At 72.6% G+C, this 20047-nt stretch carries 16 protein-coding genes; 11 read left to right on the forward strand and 5 right to left on the reverse strand.

Features of this window, described 5'->3' with window-relative positions; all coding sequences use genetic code 11:
* Positions 1–54: 54 nt before the first annotated feature.
* Positions 55–639, forward strand: coding sequence for a PDZ domain-containing protein (locus OG381_RS35390; protein ID WP_327720062.1), 585 nt, complete (start codon positions 55–57; stop codon positions 637–639).
* On the opposite strand, the gene OG381_RS35395 is transcribed toward OG381_RS35390, so the two are convergent.
* Positions 632–1375 (reverse strand): phosphodiesterase, encoded by a 744-nt coding sequence (locus tag OG381_RS35395; RefSeq protein ID WP_327720063.1) that lies wholly within the window; start codon positions 1373–1375, stop codon positions 632–634. The genes OG381_RS35390 and OG381_RS35395 overlap by 8 nt on opposite strands.
* 138 nt (positions 1376–1513) lie before the next feature.
* Between OG381_RS35395 and OG381_RS35400 the strand changes: the two genes are divergently transcribed.
* The 3 genes from OG381_RS35400 to OG381_RS35410 all read left to right on the forward strand — a co-directional run bounded on the left by OG381_RS35400 (position 1514) and on the right by OG381_RS35410 (position 4388).
* On the forward strand, positions 1514–2137 hold the full coding sequence (locus OG381_RS35400; RefSeq protein WP_327720064.1) for a LysE family translocator: 624 nt from the start codon (positions 1514–1516) through the stop codon (positions 2135–2137).
* Between the two features lie 138 nt (positions 2138–2275).
* Positions 2276–3403: an aminopeptidase P family protein gene (locus tag OG381_RS35405; RefSeq protein WP_327720065.1), complete on the forward strand. Its 1128-nt coding sequence runs from the start codon at positions 2276–2278 to the stop codon at positions 3401–3403.
* Between the two features lie 49 nt (positions 3404–3452).
* Positions 3453–4388, forward strand: a complete 936-nt coding sequence (locus OG381_RS35410) for an aminoglycoside phosphotransferase family protein (RefSeq protein ID WP_327720066.1) — start codon at positions 3453–3455, stop codon at positions 4386–4388.
* A gap of 14 nt (positions 4389–4402) precedes the next feature.
* Here the strand turns inward: OG381_RS35410 and treZ are convergent, their stop codons facing one another.
* Entirely contained in the window at positions 4403–6148 is a 1746-nt protein-coding gene (gene treZ, locus OG381_RS35415) for a malto-oligosyltrehalose trehalohydrolase (RefSeq protein ID WP_327720067.1), read from the reverse strand.
* Positions 6149–6333: 185 nt separating this feature from the next.
* On the opposite strand from treZ, the gene OG381_RS35420 reads away from it, so the two are divergent.
* The 3 genes from OG381_RS35420 to OG381_RS35430 all read left to right on the forward strand — a co-directional run bounded on the left by OG381_RS35420 (position 6334) and on the right by OG381_RS35430 (position 8836).
* Positions 6334–6885, forward strand: a complete 552-nt coding sequence (locus OG381_RS35420; protein WP_327720068.1) for an FHA domain-containing protein — start codon at positions 6334–6336, stop codon at positions 6883–6885.
* A 278-nt stretch (positions 6886–7163) separates the two neighbouring features.
* Positions 7164–8411: a dehydrogenase gene (locus OG381_RS35425; RefSeq protein WP_443061960.1), complete on the forward strand. Its 1248-nt coding sequence runs from the start codon at positions 7164–7166 to the stop codon at positions 8409–8411.
* Positions 8408–8836, forward strand: a complete 429-nt coding sequence (locus tag OG381_RS35430; RefSeq protein ID WP_327720069.1) for an SSI family serine proteinase inhibitor — start codon at positions 8408–8410, stop codon at positions 8834–8836. Before OG381_RS35425 ends, OG381_RS35430 begins: the two co-directional genes overlap by 4 nt.
* A gap of 21 nt (positions 8837–8857) precedes the next feature.
* Here OG381_RS35430 and OG381_RS35435 read toward each other — a convergent pair whose 3' ends face one another.
* Positions 8858–10108 carry a M14 family zinc carboxypeptidase gene (locus tag OG381_RS35435; protein ID WP_327720070.1) on the reverse strand — a complete coding sequence of 417 codons (1251 nt, stop codon included), beginning with the start codon at positions 10106–10108 and terminating at the stop codon, positions 8858–8860.
* 328 nt (positions 10109–10436) lie between these two features.
* Positions 10437–12797, reverse strand: a complete 2361-nt coding sequence (treY, locus tag OG381_RS35440) for a malto-oligosyltrehalose synthase (RefSeq protein ID WP_327720071.1) — start codon at positions 12795–12797, stop codon at positions 10437–10439.
* Positions 12798–12878: 81 nt separating this feature from the next.
* On the opposite strand from treY, the gene OG381_RS35445 reads away from it, so the two are divergent.
* Positions 12879–14144, forward strand: a complete 1266-nt coding sequence (locus tag OG381_RS35445) for an MFS transporter (protein ID WP_327720072.1) — start codon at positions 12879–12881, stop codon at positions 14142–14144.
* Here the strand turns inward: OG381_RS35445 and glgX are convergent.
* The gene (gene glgX / locus OG381_RS35450; RefSeq protein ID WP_327720073.1) at positions 14141–16258 is read right to left on the reverse strand and encodes a glycogen debranching protein GlgX; all 2118 of its coding nucleotides are present in this window, start codon (positions 16256–16258) and stop codon (positions 14141–14143) included. The genes OG381_RS35445 and glgX overlap by 4 nt on opposite strands.
* A 180-nt stretch (positions 16259–16438) precedes the next feature.
* Here glgX and OG381_RS35455 point away from each other — a divergent pair, with 180 nt between their 5' ends.
* The 3 genes from OG381_RS35455 (at position 16439) to OG381_RS35465 (ending at position 19987) form a co-directional block, all read left to right on the forward strand.
* Complete coding sequence (locus OG381_RS35455; protein WP_327720074.1) at positions 16439–17263, forward strand: Tat pathway signal sequence domain protein; 825 nt, start codon at positions 16439–16441, stop codon at positions 17261–17263.
* Between the two features lie 56 nt (positions 17264–17319).
* Positions 17320–18642, forward strand: coding sequence for a copper amine oxidase (locus tag OG381_RS35460; RefSeq protein WP_327720075.1), 1323 nt, complete (start codon positions 17320–17322; stop codon positions 18640–18642).
* 73 nt (positions 18643–18715) lie between these two features.
* Entirely contained in the window at positions 18716–19987 is a 1272-nt protein-coding gene (locus OG381_RS35465; protein WP_266899247.1) for an SAV2148 family HEPN domain-containing protein, read from the forward strand.
* Positions 19988–20047: the final 60 nt, after the last annotated feature.

The raw sequence follows: 20047 nt of genomic DNA on the forward strand, positions 1-20047 counted from the left end.
TGTCACGGGTAGAGCACCAGCCGGGAGCGACCCTGTGCCCGCCGGAGGCAAGCCATGGAACAGACCGCGTTGCGTCCGAAGCCGATGCCCGGCCAGGAGCCCGGCGGCGGCAGCAGACCCCGTGCCACCCGGCACCCGCACGCCGCGCCCCGCCGCGGCCGGAAGCTGCGGACCCTGCTGCTGGGGCTGTTCGTCGGAGCGGTCCTGGTCCTGTCCGGCGTCGGGCTCGGCACGGTCGGCGCCACGGTGATCGGCATGAGCAGACTCGCCGAGCTGCAGCGGCAGACGGAGCGGACCCCGCCCGCCCCGACCCGCTCCGCCGCCTCGTCGCCCTCGCCGTCCTCCGCGACGCCCGCCCCCGCGCCGGCCCCGCCCACGGCGGTCCTCGGCGTGGAGGCCGTCGACGCCGAGAAGACGGGCGCCCTGATCGTCGGCGTCCATGTGCCGGGCCCCGGCTTCACGGCGGGCCTGGTCCGCGGCGACGTACTCCTCCAGGTCGGCAAGGCCCGCGTCGACTCGGCCGCCGACCTCGCCCGCACCGTCTCCGGCACCCGCCCCGGCAAGGAGATCACTTTGACGGTCCGTCACCAGAGCGGCGGCTACCAGCAGTTGACCGCAGTGCCCGGCATCGTCACATGACCACCCGGAAGTGGCTGGTGAGCCGCCCCGCGTCGTCGAGGATGTGGAACGCGAACCCGACCGGCGCGTCCCGGTCCGCGATCTGCTCGCCCTCCCAGGGCATCCGCAGCGTCCACGTCACCCCCGGTCCGACCACCAGCGGCCGCCCGGCGAAGACGGTCGCGGCGGGCGTGTGGGCGTGACCGGTGATGATCCCGGCGATCTCGGGGCGGCGCTCGAGCAGCGCGGCCAGCCGGTCGGGCTCCCGCAACGGGTACGCGTCCGGCAGCGGATGATGCAGCGCGACCGGGGGGTGGTGGAAGGCGAGCAGCGCGCGGCGTTCCTGGCCGAGGCCGTCCAGCGTCGCCTCGATCCAGTCGTACGTCTCCTCCTCCAGGGTGCCTTCGTCCTTGCCCGGGACGCTGGAGTCGCACATCAGCACCGCGGCGTCATCGAAGACCCGCACGCTGTTGACCGGGCCGTCCGCCGCAGGCAGCCCCAGCAGGGCCTTGCGGTACGGGGCACGGCTGTCGTGGTTGCCCGGGCAGGCCAGCACCGGGAACGGCGCGTCGCCCAGGATCCGCGCGACCTCCTCGTACTCCGCCTCCGCGCCGTGGTCCGCGATGTCCCCCGTCACCAGCAGGGCGTCCACCCGCCCCGGCAGGTCCCACAGCCGGTCGCGCACCCGCTCCGCGCGCTCCGTGGCCCGTTCGCTTCCGTCCAGATGCAGATCGCTGATGTGCGCGAGTACGAGCACGATCGGATGCCCCCCCCTGAAATCGACCCTAATGGCGTATGTGAATCTAAGCATTAGGGCTAATGCTTGAGCAATCCTTAACCGTTAAGGCGGGAAAATCGGTGGTCGGCCTCCTCGACGCGGGCCACGATGAGCCCCATGCCGAGCACCCTCATCGCCTTCCTCGGGGCCTGCACCCTCGTCGCGGCCTCACCCGGACCGAGCACCGTGCTGATCATCAAGCAGTCGCTGCGCAGCAGGCGCTCCGGTTTCCTGACCGTGCTCGGCAACGAGACCGGCGTGTTCGTCTGGGGCCTCGTCGCCGCGTTCGGCCTGACCGCACTGCTGACGGCCTCCGAGGTGGCCTACGACGTCATGCGCGTCGTCGGCGGGGTCGTCCTCGTCGCCTTCGGCGTCCAGGCGCTGTGGCAGGCCCGCCGGAGCCGGGCGGGCCGGGCCGACGAGGGCTGGGCGGGCGGTGAGAAGAGCGGCTGGGCCGCCTACCGCGGCGGGCTGCTGCTCAACCTGGCCAACCCCAAGGCGGCCGTCTTCGCCATGTCCTTCCTGCCGCAGTTCGTGCCGGACGGCGCCCCGCACCTGCCCACGATGGTGGGACTCGCCGCGCTCTGGGCCGTCTACGAGGTCGGCTACTACGGCTTGTACGTGTGGTTCGTCGGCCGGATGCGCACCCTGCTGTCCCGTGCCGGAGTACGCCGGCGCCTGGAGCAGGTCTCCGGAGGCGTGCTGCTCCTGCTCGGTGTCCGCCTGGCCCTGGAGAACTGACGCCACGACCGGCGGCCCCCCGCACCCATCCGCCGCACCCCCGGAAAACACCGCGAACCGGCTCGCGCTGCCCACGCTGTCCGGGCAGGATGCTGCCCGTAGCATCCGTTGTCCCATTGTCCGCCCAGGGAGGCCCGGATGACCGGCAGCACGCTCGCGCCCTTCACCGCCGACGACTACCGGGCCCGCATGGAGCGCGCCGCCCGCGCGGCTGCCGACGCCGGGCTCGCCGGACTCCTCGTGGCACCCGGCCCGGACCTGGTCTGGCTCACCGGCTACAACCCGCCCGCGATCACCGAACGGCTCACCCTGCTGGTCCTCGCCGCCGGCCAGGATCCCGTCCTCGTCGTCCCCGCCCTGGAGGCCCCGGACGCCGCCCGCGCCACCGGAGCGCCCGCGCTGACCCTGCGCGACTGGGTCGACGGCAAGGACCCCTACGCCGCCACCGCCGCCCTCCTGGACTCCGGCGGCCGGTTCGGCATCAGCGACAACGCCTGGGCGATGCACCTGCTGAGCCTGCAGAAGACGCTCCCCGGCACCTCGTACGCCTCCCTCACCGACGCCCTGCCGATGCTGCGGGCCGTGAAGGACGCGGCGGAGCTGGAGCTGCTGGCGGCCGCGGGAGCGGCCGCCGACGCGACGTTCGAGGAGATCCGCGAGGTTCCCTTCGGCGGCCGCCGGGAGTCCGAGGTCGCCGCCGACCTCGCCCGTCTGCTGCGCCGCTTCGGGCACTCCCAGGTCGACTTCACCATCGTCGCCTCGGGCCCGAACGGCGCCAACCCGCACCACGAGATCGGCGACCGGGTCATCGAGCGCGGCGACATGGTCGTCCTCGACTTCGGCGGCCTCAAGGACGGCTACGGCTCCGACACCTCCCGCACCGTCCACGTCGGCGAACCCACCGACGAGGAACGCCGGGTCCACGACCTCGTGCGCGAGGCCCAGGAGGCCGGTTTCCGCGCGGTACGCCCCGGCGTGGCCTGCCAGGAGGTCGACCGGGCGGCCCGCAAGGTCATCGCCGACGCCGGGTACGGCGAGTACTTCATCCACCGCACCGGCCACGGCATCGGCGTCACCACGCACGAACCGCCGTACATGATCGAGGGCGAACAGCAGCCCCTCGTCCCCGGCATGTGCTTCTCCGTCGAGCCCGGTGTCTATCTGCCGGGACGTTTCGGGGTACGCATCGAGGACATCGTCACGGTCACCGAGGACGGCGGCCGCCGCCTCAACGACACCACCCGCGACATGGTCATAGTGGACTGAGCAGCCATCAGGAGCCCCGGCACATCCCCCGAGTGACTACGGCGCGACCATGACCCAGGCACCGACACCCACCGCGGACACCGTCCGCCGGCTGGTCCGTTCCCTCCTCAAGGACGCCTCGGCCGGCGCCGGACCCGAGGTCCGTCCCGTCGCCGAGAGCGCCGAGCCCGCCACCTGGTGGGTCGGCAGCCGCCATGTGCTGCGCCTCGCCCCCGACCGCGAGGCCGCCCTGCGCCAGCGCCGCGAGCTGCGGCTGCGCGACCTCGTCCGACCGCACATCCCGGCCGCCGTCCCGGCGAGCGTGGCCCACGGCGAGTGGACGCCGGGGCTGACCTACACACTGGACGCCCTGCTCCCCGGCGGCTCGGCGCGCGATCACGACGTCTCCGCCGTCGGCGAGGCCGACCTGGCCGCGCTGCTGACGGGGCTGCGCGAGGTGCCCGCCCGCCAGGCCGAGACCCTCGGCGTTCCGCGCACCGCCCCGCGCTCCCTGGAGGCGCTGCGCCGAGCCGCCGAACGCTCGGCCCGACGCCTCGCCGCCGCCGACGAGTTCGACGCGGGCCGCCTCCACCAGCTCACCTCGGCGGCCGCCGTCCAGCTCGCCGCCCAGCCCGGCACGGCCGTCCTCGTCCACCACGGGCTCACCGGCGACCACCTCGTGGTCAGCGCCGACGGCCGGGTACGCGGTGTGCTCGGCTGGGCCGAGGCGATCGTCGGCGACCCCGCCGAGGACATCGCGGGGCTCGCCCTCGCCGTCGGTTCTCCCGCCGCCGTCCGCGCCGCCACCCTCGCCGGGTACGGCGCCCGCCCGTGCCTGCGCGGCCTGTGGCTCGCCCGCTGCGACGCGGTCGTCCGCCTCGCCGAACGCCTGGAGGGCCGCGGCGCCACCCCGCTCCCGGAGCTGCGGGTGCAGCTCGGGCACGCCTGGGAGGCGATCCTGCTGGAGCGGGTGACGGAGCTGCGGGAGGGCGACGAGGAGGAGTAGCCGCGCCGGACCCCTCACTCCTGCAGAAGCACCACGCACGACTCCCCGGGCACATGCAGCACCCCGTCCGCCCCCGGCCCCTCCACGGGCTCCCAGGCGGCCAGCACACGCGCCCGACGCGGCCCCAGAGGGATCGCGGCGGGCCCCTCGGCCAGATTCACCACCACCCGCACGTCCCCGCGCCGGAAGGCCAGCCAGCGCCCCTGCTCGTCGTACGCCACCTTCGTGTCGGCGAGGTCCGGGTCGGTGAGGTCGGCCTGTTCGTGGCGCAGGGTGAGGAGCCGGCGGTACCAGTCCAGTACGCGCGCGTGGGGCTCGCGGGCCGGCTCGGACCAGTCGAGGCAGGAGCGGTCCCGGGTCGCCGGGTCCTGCGGATCGGGCACGTCCTCCTCCTTCCAGCCGTGCGCGGCGAACTCCCGCCGCCTGCCCCGCCGTACGGCCTCCGCCAGCTCGGGATCGGTGTGGTCGGTGAAGAACTGCCAGGGCGTCCCCGCCGCCCACTCCTCGCCCATGAACAGCATCGGTGTGAACGGGGCGGTCAGCGTCAGCGCCGCCGCGCAGGCCAGCAGACCGGGGGAGAGGGACGCCGCGAGCCGGTCGCCCTGGGCGCGGTTGCCCACCTGGTCGTGGGTCTGGCTGTAGCCGAGCAGACGGTGCGCGGCCACCCGTGAACGGTCCAGCGGACGCCCGTGCCGGCGGCCCCGGAAACTCGAGTACGTGCCGTCGTGGAAGTACCCGCCGGAGAGCGTTTTCGCCAGCGCGGCGAGGGGGGCGCGGCCGAAGTCGGCGTAGTAGCCCTGGGACTCGCCGGTCAGCGCGGTGTGCAGGCAGTGGTGGAAGTCGTCGTTCCACTGCGCGTGCAGCCCGAATCCGCCCTCCGCGCGGGAGGTGATCAGCCGCGGGTCGTTCAGGTCGGACTCGGCGACGAGGAACAGCGGCCGGCCCGCCTCGGCGGCGAGCGTGTCCACCGCCGTCGACAGTTCCTCCAGGAAGTGGAACGCGCGCGTGTCGGCCAGCGCGTGCACCGCGTCCAGGCGCAGTCCGTCGATCCGGTAGTCCCGCAGCCACGCCAGCGCGCTGCCGAGCAGGTACGTCCGCACCTCGTCCGACCCGGGCGCGTCGAGATTCACCGCGGAGCCCCACGGTGTGTGGTGGGTGTCGGTGAAGTACGGCCCGAACGCGGGCAGGTAATTGCCCGACGGCCCCAGATGGTTGTGTACGACGTCCAGGACCACCCCGAGACCGAGCTCGTGCGCCCGGTCGACGAACCGTTTCAGTCCCTCGGGCCCGCCGTACGGCTCGTGCACGGCCCACAGCGAGACGCCCTCGTACCCCCAGCCGTGCCGGCCGGGGAAGGGGCACAGGGGCATCAACTCGACGTGGGTGACGCCCAGTTCGGCGAGGTGCCCGAGGCGCTCGGCGGCCGCCTCCAGGGTGCCCTCAGGCGTGTACGTGCCCACGTGCAGCTCGTACAGGACCGCGCCCGGCAGCGGCCGTCCGGCCCACTCCGTGCGCCACGTGTACCGCCCGTGGTCGACGACCGCGCTCAAGCCGTCCGGGCCGTCCGGCTGGCGGCGCGAGCGCGGGTCCGGCAGCACGGGGCCGCCGTCCAGCGCGAAGCCGTACCGGGAGCCGTCCTGCGCCTCCGCCTCACCTCGCCACCATCCGGTCCGTTCCGGATCGCGCTCCAACGCGCGCGTGGCGCCGTCGCACTGGAGCGTCACACGGTCGGCCTGCGGTGCCCACACCTCGAACTGCACGGACGGTTCCCCTTCGTCTGCTCACCGTGATGTAGCCCGTCCATGGTGCTTCAAACAGAACCGCTCCGCTTTTGAATCTTCCCTTTTGCGGCCGGTGTCGTGGCAGGTGGCGTCCGGTGCGCGCGCGTGGCGGCTGTTCTCACGTTTTCTGGACACCCGGCGTTCGCTGCCCGACAATCACGAACGTGACGTCGTCCTTCGAGTTCAACACGTACCCCGCGCGGCTCTCCGACGCGGAGCGTGACAAGGCGCTGAGCGTGCTCCGTGACGGCGTCGCGATGGGCCGGCTCTCGCACGACACGTTCATCCGGCGCATGGAGCTGGCGCTCGCCGCCCGCCGCTCGGACGAACTCGCGGCGCTCACCGCCGACTTGCCCTCGGAAGGGCGCTTCTCCCGGCTGGTGTTCGGCTCCGTGGAGGCGGTCTCCGGCTTCACCCAGCGGCTGCGCCGTGCCTGGCAGGCCGAGCGGCTGCCCAAACTGCTGCTGCCGCACCCCGGCAACGGATACCCGCTGCGGATCGGCCGCGACCCCGCCAACGGACTGAGGCTGACCCACGAGACGGTGTCCCGGGTGCACGCCGAGCTGAGCCGCCAGGGCGGCATGTGGGTGCTGCGGGACCTCGGTTCGACCAACGGCACGACGGTGAACGGGCGGCGTGTCATCGGGGCCGCCGTGGTCCGTGAGGGCGATCAGATCGGCTTCGGGCGGATGTGGTTCCGGCTCTCCGCCGACTGAGCCGGGGCGTCCGTGAACTGAGCCGAACCTTAGCTCTGGCCTGGGGTTTACGTGCTGTCGAGGGCTCAGATCCCTTTGCCGACCGCGGTGTTGACGTACCCCACAAGTCGTGACTCACTGTGCGTACACCATGCACATCAGGTGAACCGACGGCACCACATTCGTGGAGGTGTGCCCTGCCGCCACTCCTCCGCTACCCGACCGTCGACGAGCTGGGCGCCCGGGCGTCCGCACTCGTCGCCCGCCACCCCGGCGACGCCAGACTCCGCACGGTCGGCATGTCCCGCGCGGGCACACCACTGTGGCTGCTGTCCGTCGGCCACGGCACCCGCCAGGCCCTCGTGGTCGCCGGCCCGCACGCCAACGAACCCGTGGGCGGCGGCACCGTCCTGCGGCTCGCCGAACGCGCCCTCGCCGACCCCCTGCTCACCGAGGGCGCCGACGCCACCTGGAACCTGCTGCTCAGCCTCGACCCCGACGGTCTGCGCCGCAACGAGGGCTGGCTGCACGGCCCCTACACCCTCGGCCGGCACTTCCGGAACTTCTTCCGGCCCGGTTTCCTGGAACAGCCCGAATGGCTGCCCGACGGTGCCGACGCCGTCACGCTGCCGGAGACCCGCGCCCTGCTCGACGTCCAGGACGAGCTCCGGCCCTTCCTCCAGTGCTCCCTGCACGGCGTCGACGTGGGCGGCGGCTTCGTCGAGCTGACCCATGACCTGCCGGGCCTCGCGGGCCGCGTCGCCCACCACGCGGCCCGTCTCGGCATCCCGCGCGAACTCGGCCCGTACGACACCCTGTACTGGCCGGTCCTCGGGCCCGCCGTCTTCCGTATCCCGCCGCCGCGCCGGGGCGACCTGGCCGCCGCCATCACCGAGGCCGCCGTCGAGTCGACCTGGTACCACCCGCACCGGTACGGCACCGTGACCGCGATCGTCGAGGCACCCATGTGGGGCGTGACCGCCGTCGAGGACGGCACCCCGCCCCTGGACGCGGCCGCCGTACTGCGCGGCGTCAGCCGCACCCTGCGCCTCGACACCCAGCGCCTGGCGCGCCTCTACGCGCGCGTCCGCCCGTTCGTCACCGCCGCCCCGGACGCGGAGCGCCTGCTCGCACCGGTCGACGACTATTTACTGGTCTGCCCCGGCATCGCGGACTCCTGGGACCCCGATGTCGACGACGGCTCCCATCCGCTGCCGCCCCTCAGCACCGCCCACCTGGCCGCCCTGCGGATCTCCGGCCGCCGTCTGACGCTGCGCACCGCGGGCCTGCTGCACCAGCTCGTGAGGGCCGCCGGGACCGATCCGGTCGACGCCCTGCCCGAGCTGGACCGCCTCATCGACGAGTGGTGCGCCGACTACCGCGACGGCTGCGGGGCACGCTGGATCCCCGTCCAGCGCCAGGTGGAGTACCAGGCGCGGGTGGTGCAGACCGTGTTCGAACTGGCCGGGCGGCACACGCGCGTGGGCTCCCGTTCGGGTGAGCCGGGGTGGGGATCCGAGGCCCCCGTGCCGATGCATCGGGAATGAAGAACTGCACCGCATCGAAGGCGGTACGAGGCACCCTGCTCGCCGCGGCCGCCCTGCTCGTCGCCACCACGGCCCCCGCGCAGGCGGCGCCCGAGGACGTCCGCACCGACAACTGGCTCTACCTCACGGTCACCAAGGGCGACGCCCGGTCCAGCGACACGCGCGGCACCCTGCTGCTGTGCGACCCGCCCCAGGGCCACGCGAAAGCGGCCGAGGCCTGCGCGGAACTGGAGGCGGTGACCGGTGACCTCGCCGCCCTCCCGGCGAAGCACACCTACTGCCCGATGCACTACGCCCCGGTGACCGCACGCGCGCAGGGGCAGTGGAACGGGCGGCCGGTCGAGTACGCGCAGACCTTCTCCAACGGCTGTGTGATGGCCGGGCGGACCGGATCGGTGTTCGCGCTCGACGGCCTCGCCACCTGAGTGGGCCGGTGGCGGCGGGGCTCAGACGCCCCTCGCGCGCGCGTGGATCGCCGCCGCCACCACCGTGCGGGACTGGTGCTCGATCTGATGCTCCAACGGCACCCAGCGGGCCCGGAAACGGTCCGCGAAGGCCTCGCTCCAGGACGCCACCAACCGTTCCAGACGGGGCGCCGCGCGGTCGTCGTGCTCCAGCAGCACCCGCAGCAGCATCGACGCCGCCCGCAGCGGCAGCCGACGCGCGAACGCGTCCACGCTGCCCACGTACGCGCGCGTGTTGTCGGCGGGCGGGGTGTGCATCCAGTCCGCGGCCAGCCCCGGCACCAGCTCCAGGCCCCACCGGGAAGCCCGCAGCAGCGGCCCCTCGACCTCCGGCAGCCGCGGCGCGGCATCGGCGAGCACCCGCTCCACCTGCCGCGTGTCCCGCAGCAGCCGCCCCGCCAGGCGTCGCAGCGCGACGGCCGGGGCCGGATGCGGTGCCGGGTCGTCGACCAGGTCGCTCGCCCACATCGGCACCTCGACGATCGCCGTCAGCCCCCCGTAGCGGTGCGCGTGGTACCAGGTGCTGTTGCGCGCGTCGTCCGGCATGCTCGGGTACGCCGCCCCCGCGCCCGGCGCCGGCATCACATGCACCCCGGGCCCTGACGCGGGCCAGCCCGCGGCGTCCGAGGCGCCCCGCTCCACCGGGATGTTCAGCTCCGCCGCGGACTTGGCGAACGGCTCCGCGAGACCCGGGATGTCCTTCGTCAGCTGCACCCAGCTGCCGCCCAGGTCGGTGCCGTGCAGGGTCACCTGGAGGTAGGGGCGCAACTCGTCGATGACGCCGGTCAGGGCCCGGGTCTCCGGTGGCAGCCGGTCCGGCGGCAGCACCGCCGGGGACCACTCCGGCTGCTCGTGACCGGCGGGCCGGAAGAAGCCGAGGTGGTAGTCGAACAGGCTGCGCGGCGCGGGCGTGCGGTGCAGGCTCGCCCCGTCGGGGTCCGCGCACAGCAGGAAGTGCCAGGACGTCTCGAACCGCAACTCCCTTTCGTTCAGCACCCGTTCGGCGACGTCGAGGAGGGTCGCACCGCCGGTCGGCTCGTTGGAGTGGGCGCCGGCGACGACGAGCACGGCCCGCCGGGCACGGCCAACGGACAGCAGATGCAGAGGTCTGCCGGCCCGGGACCGGCCGACCTCGCGCAGGGTGCAGAGAGCGGGGCTGCGAGCGGCCAACGCCCGTGCGGACGTAAGGATTTCGGTCACTGTGGGGTAGCGCAGCTCCGGCAGGAGACTCACCCCCGACACATCCGCCCGGCTTCGCAATCCGCAGTACCCCACGCCCTCTGTGAAGTGTCAAGCGCGCAACGGGGGAGCCTCCAGGGGGCGCCCGGATGCATTTACCGCCAGGGGTAAGGGCCGTTGGTGCCAGCGGGGGTGCCGGGGCGCGGGTGGGCCGGTTCCGGTGGCCGTTCACGGTGCGGCCGAGCGCGCGCCGCCGCCGGTCACCGCGCGCCGGCCGCCCGGCCCGGGCTCCGGGAGCGCACGCGGTCACGAGCCGGTGGGCGGGCCGAGCGACGGCGTACGGCGAAGACGCCCACGCCCGAGGTGAGTTCGCGGATACGACTCAGCCGCGGTCCCCTTCCACCCGCTCCAGCAACGCCACCGGCAGCCCTTCGAAGAGCTCCGCCACGCGCACGTGCCCCGTGAACTCCCGACCCTCGGACAGGACATCGGCCCATCGACCCGGTGGCAGCGGCAACCGGGTCTCGCGCCAGCCGCCCTCCTCCGCCAGCCGCAGCGACAGCCGGGTCACGGCGGTGACGACATCCCCGGAGCGGGCGAACGCCAGGCAGTGGGCCGCCGCCGGGCCCTCGGCCGTCAGCGGGGCGTACGTCGCCGAGTCGCCGAACGCGGCGGGGCGCCGGGCGCGCAGATGCAGCGCCGCCGCGGTGAGCGCGCCCTTCTCGCCGGGCTCCTCGGGCGGGAACCGCACGGGCCGGCGGTTGTCCGGATCCACCAGGGCCCGGTACTCGGCCTCCGTCCCCTGGTAGATGTCGGGCACCCCCGGCATGGTCAGATGGAGCAGCGCCGTGCCGAGCATGTTCGCCCGGACGGACGGCTCCAGCGCGCTCCGGAAGGCGGCCACGTGCTCGCCCGGCGCCCCGGACGGCCCCGCCGCGACAAAGGCCGCCACCGCCTCCTCGTACGGCGGCTCCTGCTCCGTCCAGCTCGTGAACAGCCCGGCCTCGCGCACATGCTTCAGCAGCGCCTGCTGCACCCGCTCCGCGTCCGCCGGGCCGAGCCCGAACACCGTCTGCCAGGCCGCCCACGCCACCTGCGCGTCCGGCACCCCCTCGCCGGTGCGCGTCACCTCGGCCAGGACGTCGGCCCAGCGCTGCGGGCACTCGGTGAGCACGGCCAGCGCGGCCCGTACGTCGGCGCTGCGCTTGGTGTCGTGCGTCGACACGACCGTGCCGGTCGCCGGCCAGTCGCGCTGCACGCGCGCGCAGTACGCGTGGAAGTCGTCCGGGGACACCGCGGGTGCGCCCGGGTTCCCGCCCACCTCCGTCGCCGACAGCAGTGGTACATAGCGGTAGAACGCCGTGTCCTCCACGGACTTGGCCCGCAGCGCCGACGAGGTCTGCGCGAACCTGGTCCCGAACTCCACGTGCTCGGGCCCCTCACCCGCCCGCCCCAGCACCAGATCACGGACCACGTCCACCGCGCCTGCCTCCTCGGGCACCACGAACGCCTGCCGGGCCTCCTCCGCGGCCTCCTCGGTGACGACGGAGGCCGCGTCGACGGAGCCGTAGGGCCGGTAGACCTCCATGCGGACCAGCAGTTCCTGCAGCGCGGTGCGCAGCGCCCACGGCGCGCGGTCGCGCAGCGCGGGCTCCGGGGACGTGGCGCACAGCCGGACCGCCACCCGGGTCAGCCGCTCGGTCTCGGCGGCCAGCTCGTGCGCGAGCACCTTGTACGCCGCCCGCCGCACCGTGGCCTGCCAGTCTCCGCCCCGGTCCGTCTGCGGGGCCGCGAACCGCCGGTACTGGCCGAGGAGTTCGCCGAACCCGGCCGGGTCCGTGAGCACGCCGTCGATGTGCCGCAGGGCGTCGTACCCGGTGGTGCCCGCGACCGGCCAGGCCGCCGGCAGCGGCTCGCCGTCCGCCAGGATCTTCTCCACCACCGTCCAGCGGCCGCCGGTCGCCTCGTGCAGCCTGCGCAGATACGCGTCGGGGTCGGCGAGACCGTCGGGGTGGTCGATCCGCAGCCCGTCGACGACGCCCTCGTGGAGCAGCTGGAGGATCTTGGCGTGGGTGGCCTCGAACACCTCCGGGTCCTCCACCCGCACCCCGATGAGCTCCGAGATGCTGAAGAAACGCCGGTAGTTGAGCTCGGTACGGGCCAGCCGCCACCACGCCGGGCGGTACCACTGCGCGTCCAGGAGCCGCGGCAGCGGCAGTTCCCCGGTGCCCTCGCGCAACGGGAAGACGTGGTCGTGGTAGCGCAGGACGTCGCCGTCGACCCGCAGGTCACCGATGACCGAGCCGAGCGGACCTCCCAGGACCGGCAGCAGCACCTGTCCGCCCTGGGCCTCCCAGTCGATGTCGAACCATCGCGCGTACGGCGACTTGGGGCCCTCCCTGAGCACCTCCCACAGGGCCCGGTTGTGGCGCGGGGCCATGGCCATGTGGTTCGGCACGATGTCCACGACCAGGCCGAGTCCGTGCTTCCGCGCGGTGCCTGCGAGCGCGCGCAGCCCCTCCTCGCCGCCCAGTTCGGCCCGCACGCGCGCGTGGTCGACGACGTCGTAGCCGTGCGCGGAGCCGGGGACCGCCTCCAGGACGGGGGACAGGTGCAGATGCGAGACGCCGAGCGCGGCCAGGTAGGGCACGGCGGCCGCCGCGGCGTCGAAGGGGAACTCGGGCTGGAGCTGGAGCCGGTATGTGGCGGTGGGCACCACCGGGTCGGGTCGCTCAGGTGTCATGCAAACCTACGTACCCGCCCCACCGTCTTTCGTGTCATCGGTCCGTGCACGTCCCCCCGCGCGCGTGGCTACCTTCGAGCGATGGGAACCATGGGACGCGCCTACCGCGAGGTCATCGGCCTGACCGGGCCGCTGCTGCCGGTCGTGTCCTTCCTGGGCCGACTGCCGACGGCGACCATCCAGTTCGGCAGCGTGCTGCTCGTCGCCCGCACCAGCGGCTCGCTGAGCGCCGCGGGGCTGACCGGCGGTGCGCTGGCGCTCGGCCAGGTGGCCTGCGGGCCGCTGGTGGGCCGGCTCGCCGACCGGCACGGTCAGCGGACGGTCGTGCTCGTCTTCTCCCTCGTCAACGCCCTGGCGATCGCGGCGCTGGTCGCCGGAGCGCTGAGCGGCCTGCCCACGCCGCTCCTCGCGGTCCTCGGCGCGACGGCGGGTGCGACCGTGCCGCAGATCGGCCCCCTGGCCCGGGCCCGCCTGATCGCCCTGGCCCGCCGCGCGGACGCCCCCGACACCACGGTCGCCACCGCCCTGTCCTTCGAGAGCACCCTGGACGAGATCTCCTTCGTCCTCGGGCCCGCCCTGGTCGGCCTCGCCGCGGTCCTGGCCCACCCGGCCCACGCGCTGGGCGCCGCCGCGCTGTCGGTGGCCGTGTGCGGGACCGGCTTCGCACTGCATCCGACGGCGGCGCGAGAGGCCGCCCCCGCAGCCACGTCACCCACCCCCGCCGTCCGTCCCCGCGTCCCCCGCTCCGTCCACGCCCTGCGCGCCGCCCTCGCCCTCCAGGGCGCCATGTTCGGCGCCTGCCAGGCCGGCATCACCGCGCTCACCGAACGCCTCGGACAGCCCGACCAGGCGGGGCTCGTCTACGCCGCCATGGGAGTGATGAGCGCCGTCGCGGGCCTGTCCATGGCCGCCGTACCCGCGCGGGTCCCGCTCGCGACACGCTGGCGGACGGCCACCGCGGCGGCCTTCGCACTCTCCCTGCCCCTGCTGTGGACGGACGGCCTGGTCGCCCTCTACGCGGTCGTCACCGTCCTCGGTGTCGCCTACGCCCCGCACCTCATCACGGTGTTCGGGCTCACCGAGCGAGCGGTGCCACCGACGCGGCTCGCCGAGGCGATGGCCTTCGCGACGAGCGCCCTGGTCGGCGGCCAGGCCCTCGCGATCGCCGGCACGGGGCGACTCGCCGAGTCGTACGGCCCGGCGGCGGCGTTCGGCGCGGCGAGCGTGGCGGCCGCGCTCGCCTGCGCGATCGCGCTGACGGCGAGGCCGACGCCGTACGTCCGGGACGCCGGCAGCACGCTCCACGCGCGCGTGCCCACCGGCGGTCCCCGGACGGGCGGCTTCTAGACCGGCCGCTGCAACACCGTCATGCTCCGGTCCACCAGCGTCAGCCGGTCCCCGGCCTGCACCTTGGGGCCGGTGCCCGGCGGGACGCCCTCGGGGAGGGCGGTGTCGACGACCACCTCCCACTGGCGGCCGTGGTTGACCGGCACCACGAAGTCCAGCGTCCGGTGCGAGGGGTTGAACATCAGCAGGAACGAGTCGTCGCTGATGCGCTCCCCGCGCGGTCCCGGTTCGGAGATCGCGTTGCCGTTGAGGAACACCGAGATGGCCGACGCCTGCGCCCGGTCCCAGTCCCGCTGGGTCATCTCCCGGCCCTCGTGGGTGAACCAGGCGATGTCCGACAGCTCGTCATGAGTGCCCTCCACCAGTCGCCCGTGGAAGAAGCGCCGCCTGCGGAAGACCGGATGGTCCCGGCGCAGCCCCACCATCGCGCGCGTGAAGGCCAGCAGGTCGCCGAAGACCTCGCCCTCCTGTGGCCACTGCACCCACGCCAGCTCGCTGTCCTGGCAGTAGGCGTTGTTGTTGCCGCGCTGCGTTCGGGCGAACTCGTCGCCGTGGCTGAGCATCGGCACGCCCTGGGACAGCATCAGGGTGGCCATGAAGTTCCGCATCTGCCGGGCGCGCAGCTCCAGCACGTCCGGGTCGTCGGTCTCGCCCTCGGCGCCGCAGTTCCAGGACCGGTTGTGGCTCTCGCCGTCCCGGTTCTCCTCGCCGTTGGCCATGTTGTGCTTGTCGTTGTACGAGACGAGGTCGTGCATCGTGAACCCGTCGTGACAGGTCACGAAGTTGATGGAGGCAAGCGGGCGCCGCCCGTCGTCCTGGTACAGGTCGGAGGAGCCCGTCAGCCGGGACGCGAACTCCGCGACCGCCCGCCGCTCACCGCGCCACAGGTCCCGCACGGTGTCGCGGTACTTCCCGTTCCACTCGGTCCACAGCGGTGGGAAGTTGCCCACCTGATAGCCGCCCTCGCCGACGTCCCACGGCTCGGCGATCAGCTTCACCTGGGAGACCACCGGGTCCTGCTGCACCAGGTCGAAGAAGGACGACAGCCGGTCCACCTCGTGGAACTGGCGGGCCAGTGTCGCCGCGAGGTCGAAGCGGAAGCCGTCGACATGCATCTCGGTGACCCAGTAGCGCAGCGAGTCCATGATCAGCTGGAGGACGTGCGGGGAGCGCATCAGCAGGGAGTTGCCGGTGCCCGTGGTGTCCATGTAGTAGCGGGGATCGTCGGTGAGACGGTAGTACGACGCGTTGTCGAGCCCTCGGAAGGACAGCGTCGGGCCCAGGTGGTTGCCCTCGGCGGTGTGGTTGTAGACCACGTCGAGGATGACCTCTATGCCCGCCTCGTGCAGCGCCCGCACCGCCGACTTGAACTCCAGGACCTGCTGGCCGCGGTCGCCCCAGGAGGCGTAGGCGTTGTGGGGGGCGAAGAAGCCGATGGTGTTGTAGCCCCAGTAGTTGTTCAGGCCCATGTCGACCAGCCGGTGGTCGTTCACGAACTGGTGGACCGGCATCAGCTCCAGCGCGGTGACGCCCAGTTCCGTCAGGTGCTCGATGATCGCCGGGTGCGCGAGGGCGGCGTAGGTGCCGCGCAGTTCCTCGGGCAGGCCCGGGTGGCTCATGGTGAGGCCCTTCACATGGGCCTCGTAGATCACCGTCTGGTGGTAGTCGGTGCGCGGGCGGCGGTCGTCGCCCCAGTCGAAGTACGGGTTGACCACGACCGAGCTCATGGTGTGCGGAGCGGAGTCCAGGTCGTTGCGCTTGTCGGGCGAGTCGAAGTGGTAGCCGTAGACCTCCTCGCCCCACTGGATCGCCCCGCTGATCGCACGCGCGTACGGGTCGAGGAGCAGCTTCGCGGAGTTGCAGCGATGTCCGCGCTCCGGGGCGTACGGGCCGTGCACCCTGAATCCGTAGCGCTGGCCCGGCATCACGCCGGGCAGATACGCGTGCCGGACGAACGCGTCGCTCTCCCGCAGCTCCACCGCCGTCTCCGAGCCGTCGTCGTGCAGCAGACACAGCTCTACTCGGTCCGCGGCCTCGGTGAAGACCGCGAAGTTGGTCCCGGCGCCGTCGTACGTGGCACCGAGTGGATATGCCTCTCCAGGCCAGACCTGCATGGATACGACTCTTTCAGCTCGTGCCCGCCGCCGGGGCGCCTTGACCACGAGTCTCCCCGAAAGTGATGGAACCACCCCTGACTTACGCCCCTCTTACCGATCGACCGGTGCATACGTGGTGTGCACAGACCTGTGGGGCAATCACATACTCCCGTGACCAGGGGGAGCAGGGGGAAAGACGTGCGCGAAATAGTGCGCCGCCACCTTGGCAAGGTGGTGGCCGGTGCGGCCATCGCGGTGGCCTCGACCGCCGTGATGGTCGGAATCACCCTGCCGGGCACGGCCGGGGCCGACGAAACGGGGGGCACCAAGGGGGGCGGCCAGGCGGCCGCCGGGCAGCAGCAGGACCAGGAGGCACAGGGTTCGGCCGGCGCGCCGGGCGTCGTCGAGGAAGCCCCCGCCGAGGGTGACAAGGGCACGGGCCGCGACCCGCTGACCGACGACGAGATGGAACGGGTCGCGAAACTCGCCCTCAACCGGCAGCTGTTCAACGCCAGTGAGGACGTCGACGGGGACCGCGGCCCGCAGCAGCTCGGCATCGACCTCGCCGACCCCGAGACGAGCGAGCTGGACGACCCGGACGCGCCGCGCCGCGCCGACGTGACGTTCTACGACTACAAGGACGACACCCTCGTCACCCGGACCGTCAATCTCGACACCGGCAAGGTCGAGGGGACCTCCACCAGCCACGGCGTACAGCCGCCGCTGAGCCGGGCCGAGACGGCCGAGGCGGCCCGGCTACTGCTCGCCGACCCGCTGTCCGCGGGGCTGAAGGGCGACTTCAAGGACGCCACCGGCAAGGAGCTCACCTCGCCGGACCAGCTCCAGCTGAACAGCATGGTCTTCCGGGCGAACCCGGGGGTCCGGCCCGCCGCGCTCACCGCCTGCGGCGAGCACCGCTGCGCGACGCTGACCCCGAAGGTCAGGAACGGACCGTGGATCGACACCCGGGACCTGGTCATCGACCTGAGCACCCGCAAGGTCGTCGAGATCGTCCGCGGCTGAACCGCCCGCCCGTCGACTTTTCCCCTTCGTACCTCCTGTAAGGGAGTCATTTCTTCATGCGTGTGAACAGAATGAGCCGTGCCCGCAGAGGGACGCTCCTGGGTGTCGCCGTGATGGCCCTGGCGGCCGGCATGACCACCGGTGCGGGCCCGGCCACCGCCCAGCCGAAGGCCGCCCCGACCGCGGCCGCCGACTGCAGCACGGCGTACCAGATCGAGAAGAAGCTCGCCTCCGGCACGACCTGGCGGATGTGCTGGCGCTTCGAGAGCAAGGCCGGGATCGTCCTGGAGGACATCTCCTACCAGCCGCCCGGCGAGACCAAGCCGATCAAGGTCCTCAACAGCGCCAGGCTCGCCCAGATCCACGTGCCGTACGACGACGGCAGGAGCGAGTACAACGACCTGACGACGTACAACTTCGGCGACGGCCTGATGAACCTGACCGCCGCGGAGTGCCCCGGCGGCACGATCAAGACGGTCAAGGTCAAGAACACCTCGTACTACCAGGACCCGAACATCAAGGGCCTGTGCACCACCACCAAGACCCGCGGCCACGCCTACCGCCTGATGAACTACGACCAGAACAACACGGTCTACCAGGCGCAGGGCAAGGACCTGCTCGTCTACACGGTCAACAAGGTCGACTGGTACGAGTACATCACCGAGTGGCGCTTCCAGGACGACGGCACCGTCCACATGAACGTCGGCGCCACCGGCAGCCTTTCGCCGTACGACTACGACGCCGGTGACGGCCGCAGCTGGCCGATCGGCAAGGGCGCGGCGGCCAAGGCGGACAGCCACAGCCACAACGTGTTCTGGAAGCTCGACTTCGCCCTCGACGGTTCCTCCAAGGCGAAGGTCGAGCAGTACGACTCGAAGGTCACCGCCCCGGCCGGCGCCGGCAACGGCCCGACCGCCAAGACCACCCGCACCACGGTGACCAAGGAACTGGCGGGCGACAACAAGAACATGCGCTGGTGGCGCGTGGTGAGCTCGGCGGGCAAGAACAAGGACGGCCACCCGCGCTCCTACGAGCTCGTCCCCGGCCCCACCAGCAAGTACTCCGGCCGCCCCTTCACCCAGCACGACGTGTACTTCACCGAGTACAAGAAGTGCGAGAAGTACGCCAGCGAGAATCAGCCGGGCTGCGCCACCGGATCGGGCTCGTCCGTCGACAAGTTCGTGAACGGACAGGCCCTCACCCACCCCGTGGTGTGGATGAACATCGGGTTCCACCACATAGCCCGGGACGAGGACCAGCAGCCGATGCCGGTCCACTGGCAGGGCTTCTCCATCGCCCCGCGTGACGTCACGGCTATGAATCCGCTCACTCCCGCCGCCCTCGCCGGGCAGAACGGCGACTGGAACCGCGGTAGTTGAGAAACGACCCTGTCCATCCGGCTGCACCGCCGACCGCTCCCGGAGTACCCTTCCTTGATCGTTGGCAAGGGTGGTGCTCGGGGGAGCGGAAGGCGGTGCGCGGGTGGGCTCGGGAGGGCTGGAGTTGCCCCCTGGTGACGAGGGTCACGAGGGGAACTCCGCAGACGTCCCGCCCGGCACGGTGTCGCTGGCACGGCCCATGGACGCCGCCGGTTCCATCGGGCCGGAGCTGGACTGGGACGCCGACGCCTGGCGCGAGGTGCGTACGCGCGCCCAGCGGGCCGGCCGGGCCTACATCTGGCTGAACCTCGTCGAACAGCGGCTGCGCGCGGTCGTGGCCGCTGTTCTGCGTCCCATCTACGAACCCGTCCACGGCGACGACTGGGTGGTCGCCGCCGCGGGGCCGGCCGGCCAGGAGTGGGTGCAGCGCGCGGTCGCCGTACGCGAAGTCAGCCGCCGCAAGGGCTACTTGCTCGACCCGGCCGACGACAACGTCCTGAGCTTCCTGACGTTGCCGCAGCTGCGGGAGCTGATGGTGCAGCACTGGCCGTGCTTCGAGCCCTACTTCGACGAGCGCCGGGACGTCGAACTCGCCCTGGACGAGCTGGAAGTGACCCGGAACGTCGTCTCGCGCAACCGGGCCCTGTCCGAGGCCGTCCTGGGCCAGGCCGAGCGGGCCTCGGCGAAACTGCTGGAGATACTCGGCGCCGGCGGTGACGTGCCGTCCGCGCGCAGACTGCCCGTGGACGCGGTCGAGGACCTCGTCGGCGACCGGTACGCGGACGTGGTCGCCGTCCACTCCGACCGGGTGCGGCTGCTGCGCCAGTTCCCCGCCGAGGACATCTTCGGCGGCGCCCGCCGTCTCGACGCCGTCGGTATCGGCCTCAACCTGCTCGTGCAGAACTTCTCCGGCCGCCGGCTGCTGCGCCTCGCCGAGGCCGGGTGCCGGGCGCGGCTGCTGTTCCTGAACCCGGCGTCCAGTGCCGTCAAGCGGCGCGAGCGTGAACTCGGCATCAAGCGCGGTGAGTTGAGCCGCGCCGTCGAGATGAACATCCTGCACATGCGCCGGGTGCGGTCCCGGCTGCGCGACCCGGGCGCCTTCGAGATCCAGGTCTACGACGAGACGCCGCGCTTCACCGCCTACCTCGTCGACGGGGACGGCGCGGACGGGGTCGCCGTCGTGCAGTCCTATCTGCGGCGCTCGCGGGGCATGGAGGCCCCGGTGCTGGTGCTGCGCAACGGGAACAAAGTCGTCAAGCCGGGCGAGATCGACGACAGCGGGCTCTTCCCGACCTACCGCGAGGAGTTCGAGACGTCTTGGGTGGATTCACGGCCGGTGTCCTGAAAGTTCCGTAAGCGGAACGCGGTCCTCTGATTGTCAGTGGCGCATGGGATCGTGGAGACC

Source organism: Streptomyces sp. NBC_00490 (assembly GCF_036013645.1).
GTDB lineage: Bacteria > Actinomycetota > Actinomycetes > Streptomycetales > Streptomycetaceae > Streptomyces > Streptomyces canus_F.

Coding starts and splice junctions, on each gene's coding strand:
- OG381_RS35430 (WP_327720069.1), top strand. CDS start 8,408: ATGAAGAACTGCACCGCATCGAAGGCGGTACGAGGCACCCTGCTCGCC.
- OG381_RS35425 (WP_443061960.1), top strand. CDS start 7,164: ATGTCCCGCGCGGGCACACCACTGTGGCTGCTGTCCGTCGGCCACGGC.
- OG381_RS35410 (WP_327720066.1), top strand. CDS start 3,453: ATGACCCAGGCACCGACACCCACCGCGGACACCGTCCGCCGGCTGGTC.
- glgX (WP_327720073.1), bottom strand. CDS start 16,258: ATGCAGGTCTGGCCTGGAGAGGCATATCCACTCGGTGCCACGTACGAC.
- treY (WP_327720071.1), bottom strand. CDS start 12,797: ATGACACCTGAGCGACCCGACCCGGTGGTGCCCACCGCCACATACCGG.
- OG381_RS35445 (WP_327720072.1), top strand. CDS start 12,879: ATGGGAACCATGGGACGCGCCTACCGCGAGGTCATCGGCCTGACCGGG.
- OG381_RS35460 (WP_327720075.1), top strand. CDS start 17,320: ATGCGTGTGAACAGAATGAGCCGTGCCCGCAGAGGGACGCTCCTGGGT.
- OG381_RS35405 (WP_327720065.1), top strand. CDS start 2,276: ATGACCGGCAGCACGCTCGCGCCCTTCACCGCCGACGACTACCGGGCC.
- OG381_RS35390 (WP_327720062.1), top strand. CDS start 55: ATGGAACAGACCGCGTTGCGTCCGAAGCCGATGCCCGGCCAGGAGCCC.
- OG381_RS35400 (WP_327720064.1), top strand. CDS start 1,514: ATGCCGAGCACCCTCATCGCCTTCCTCGGGGCCTGCACCCTCGTCGCG.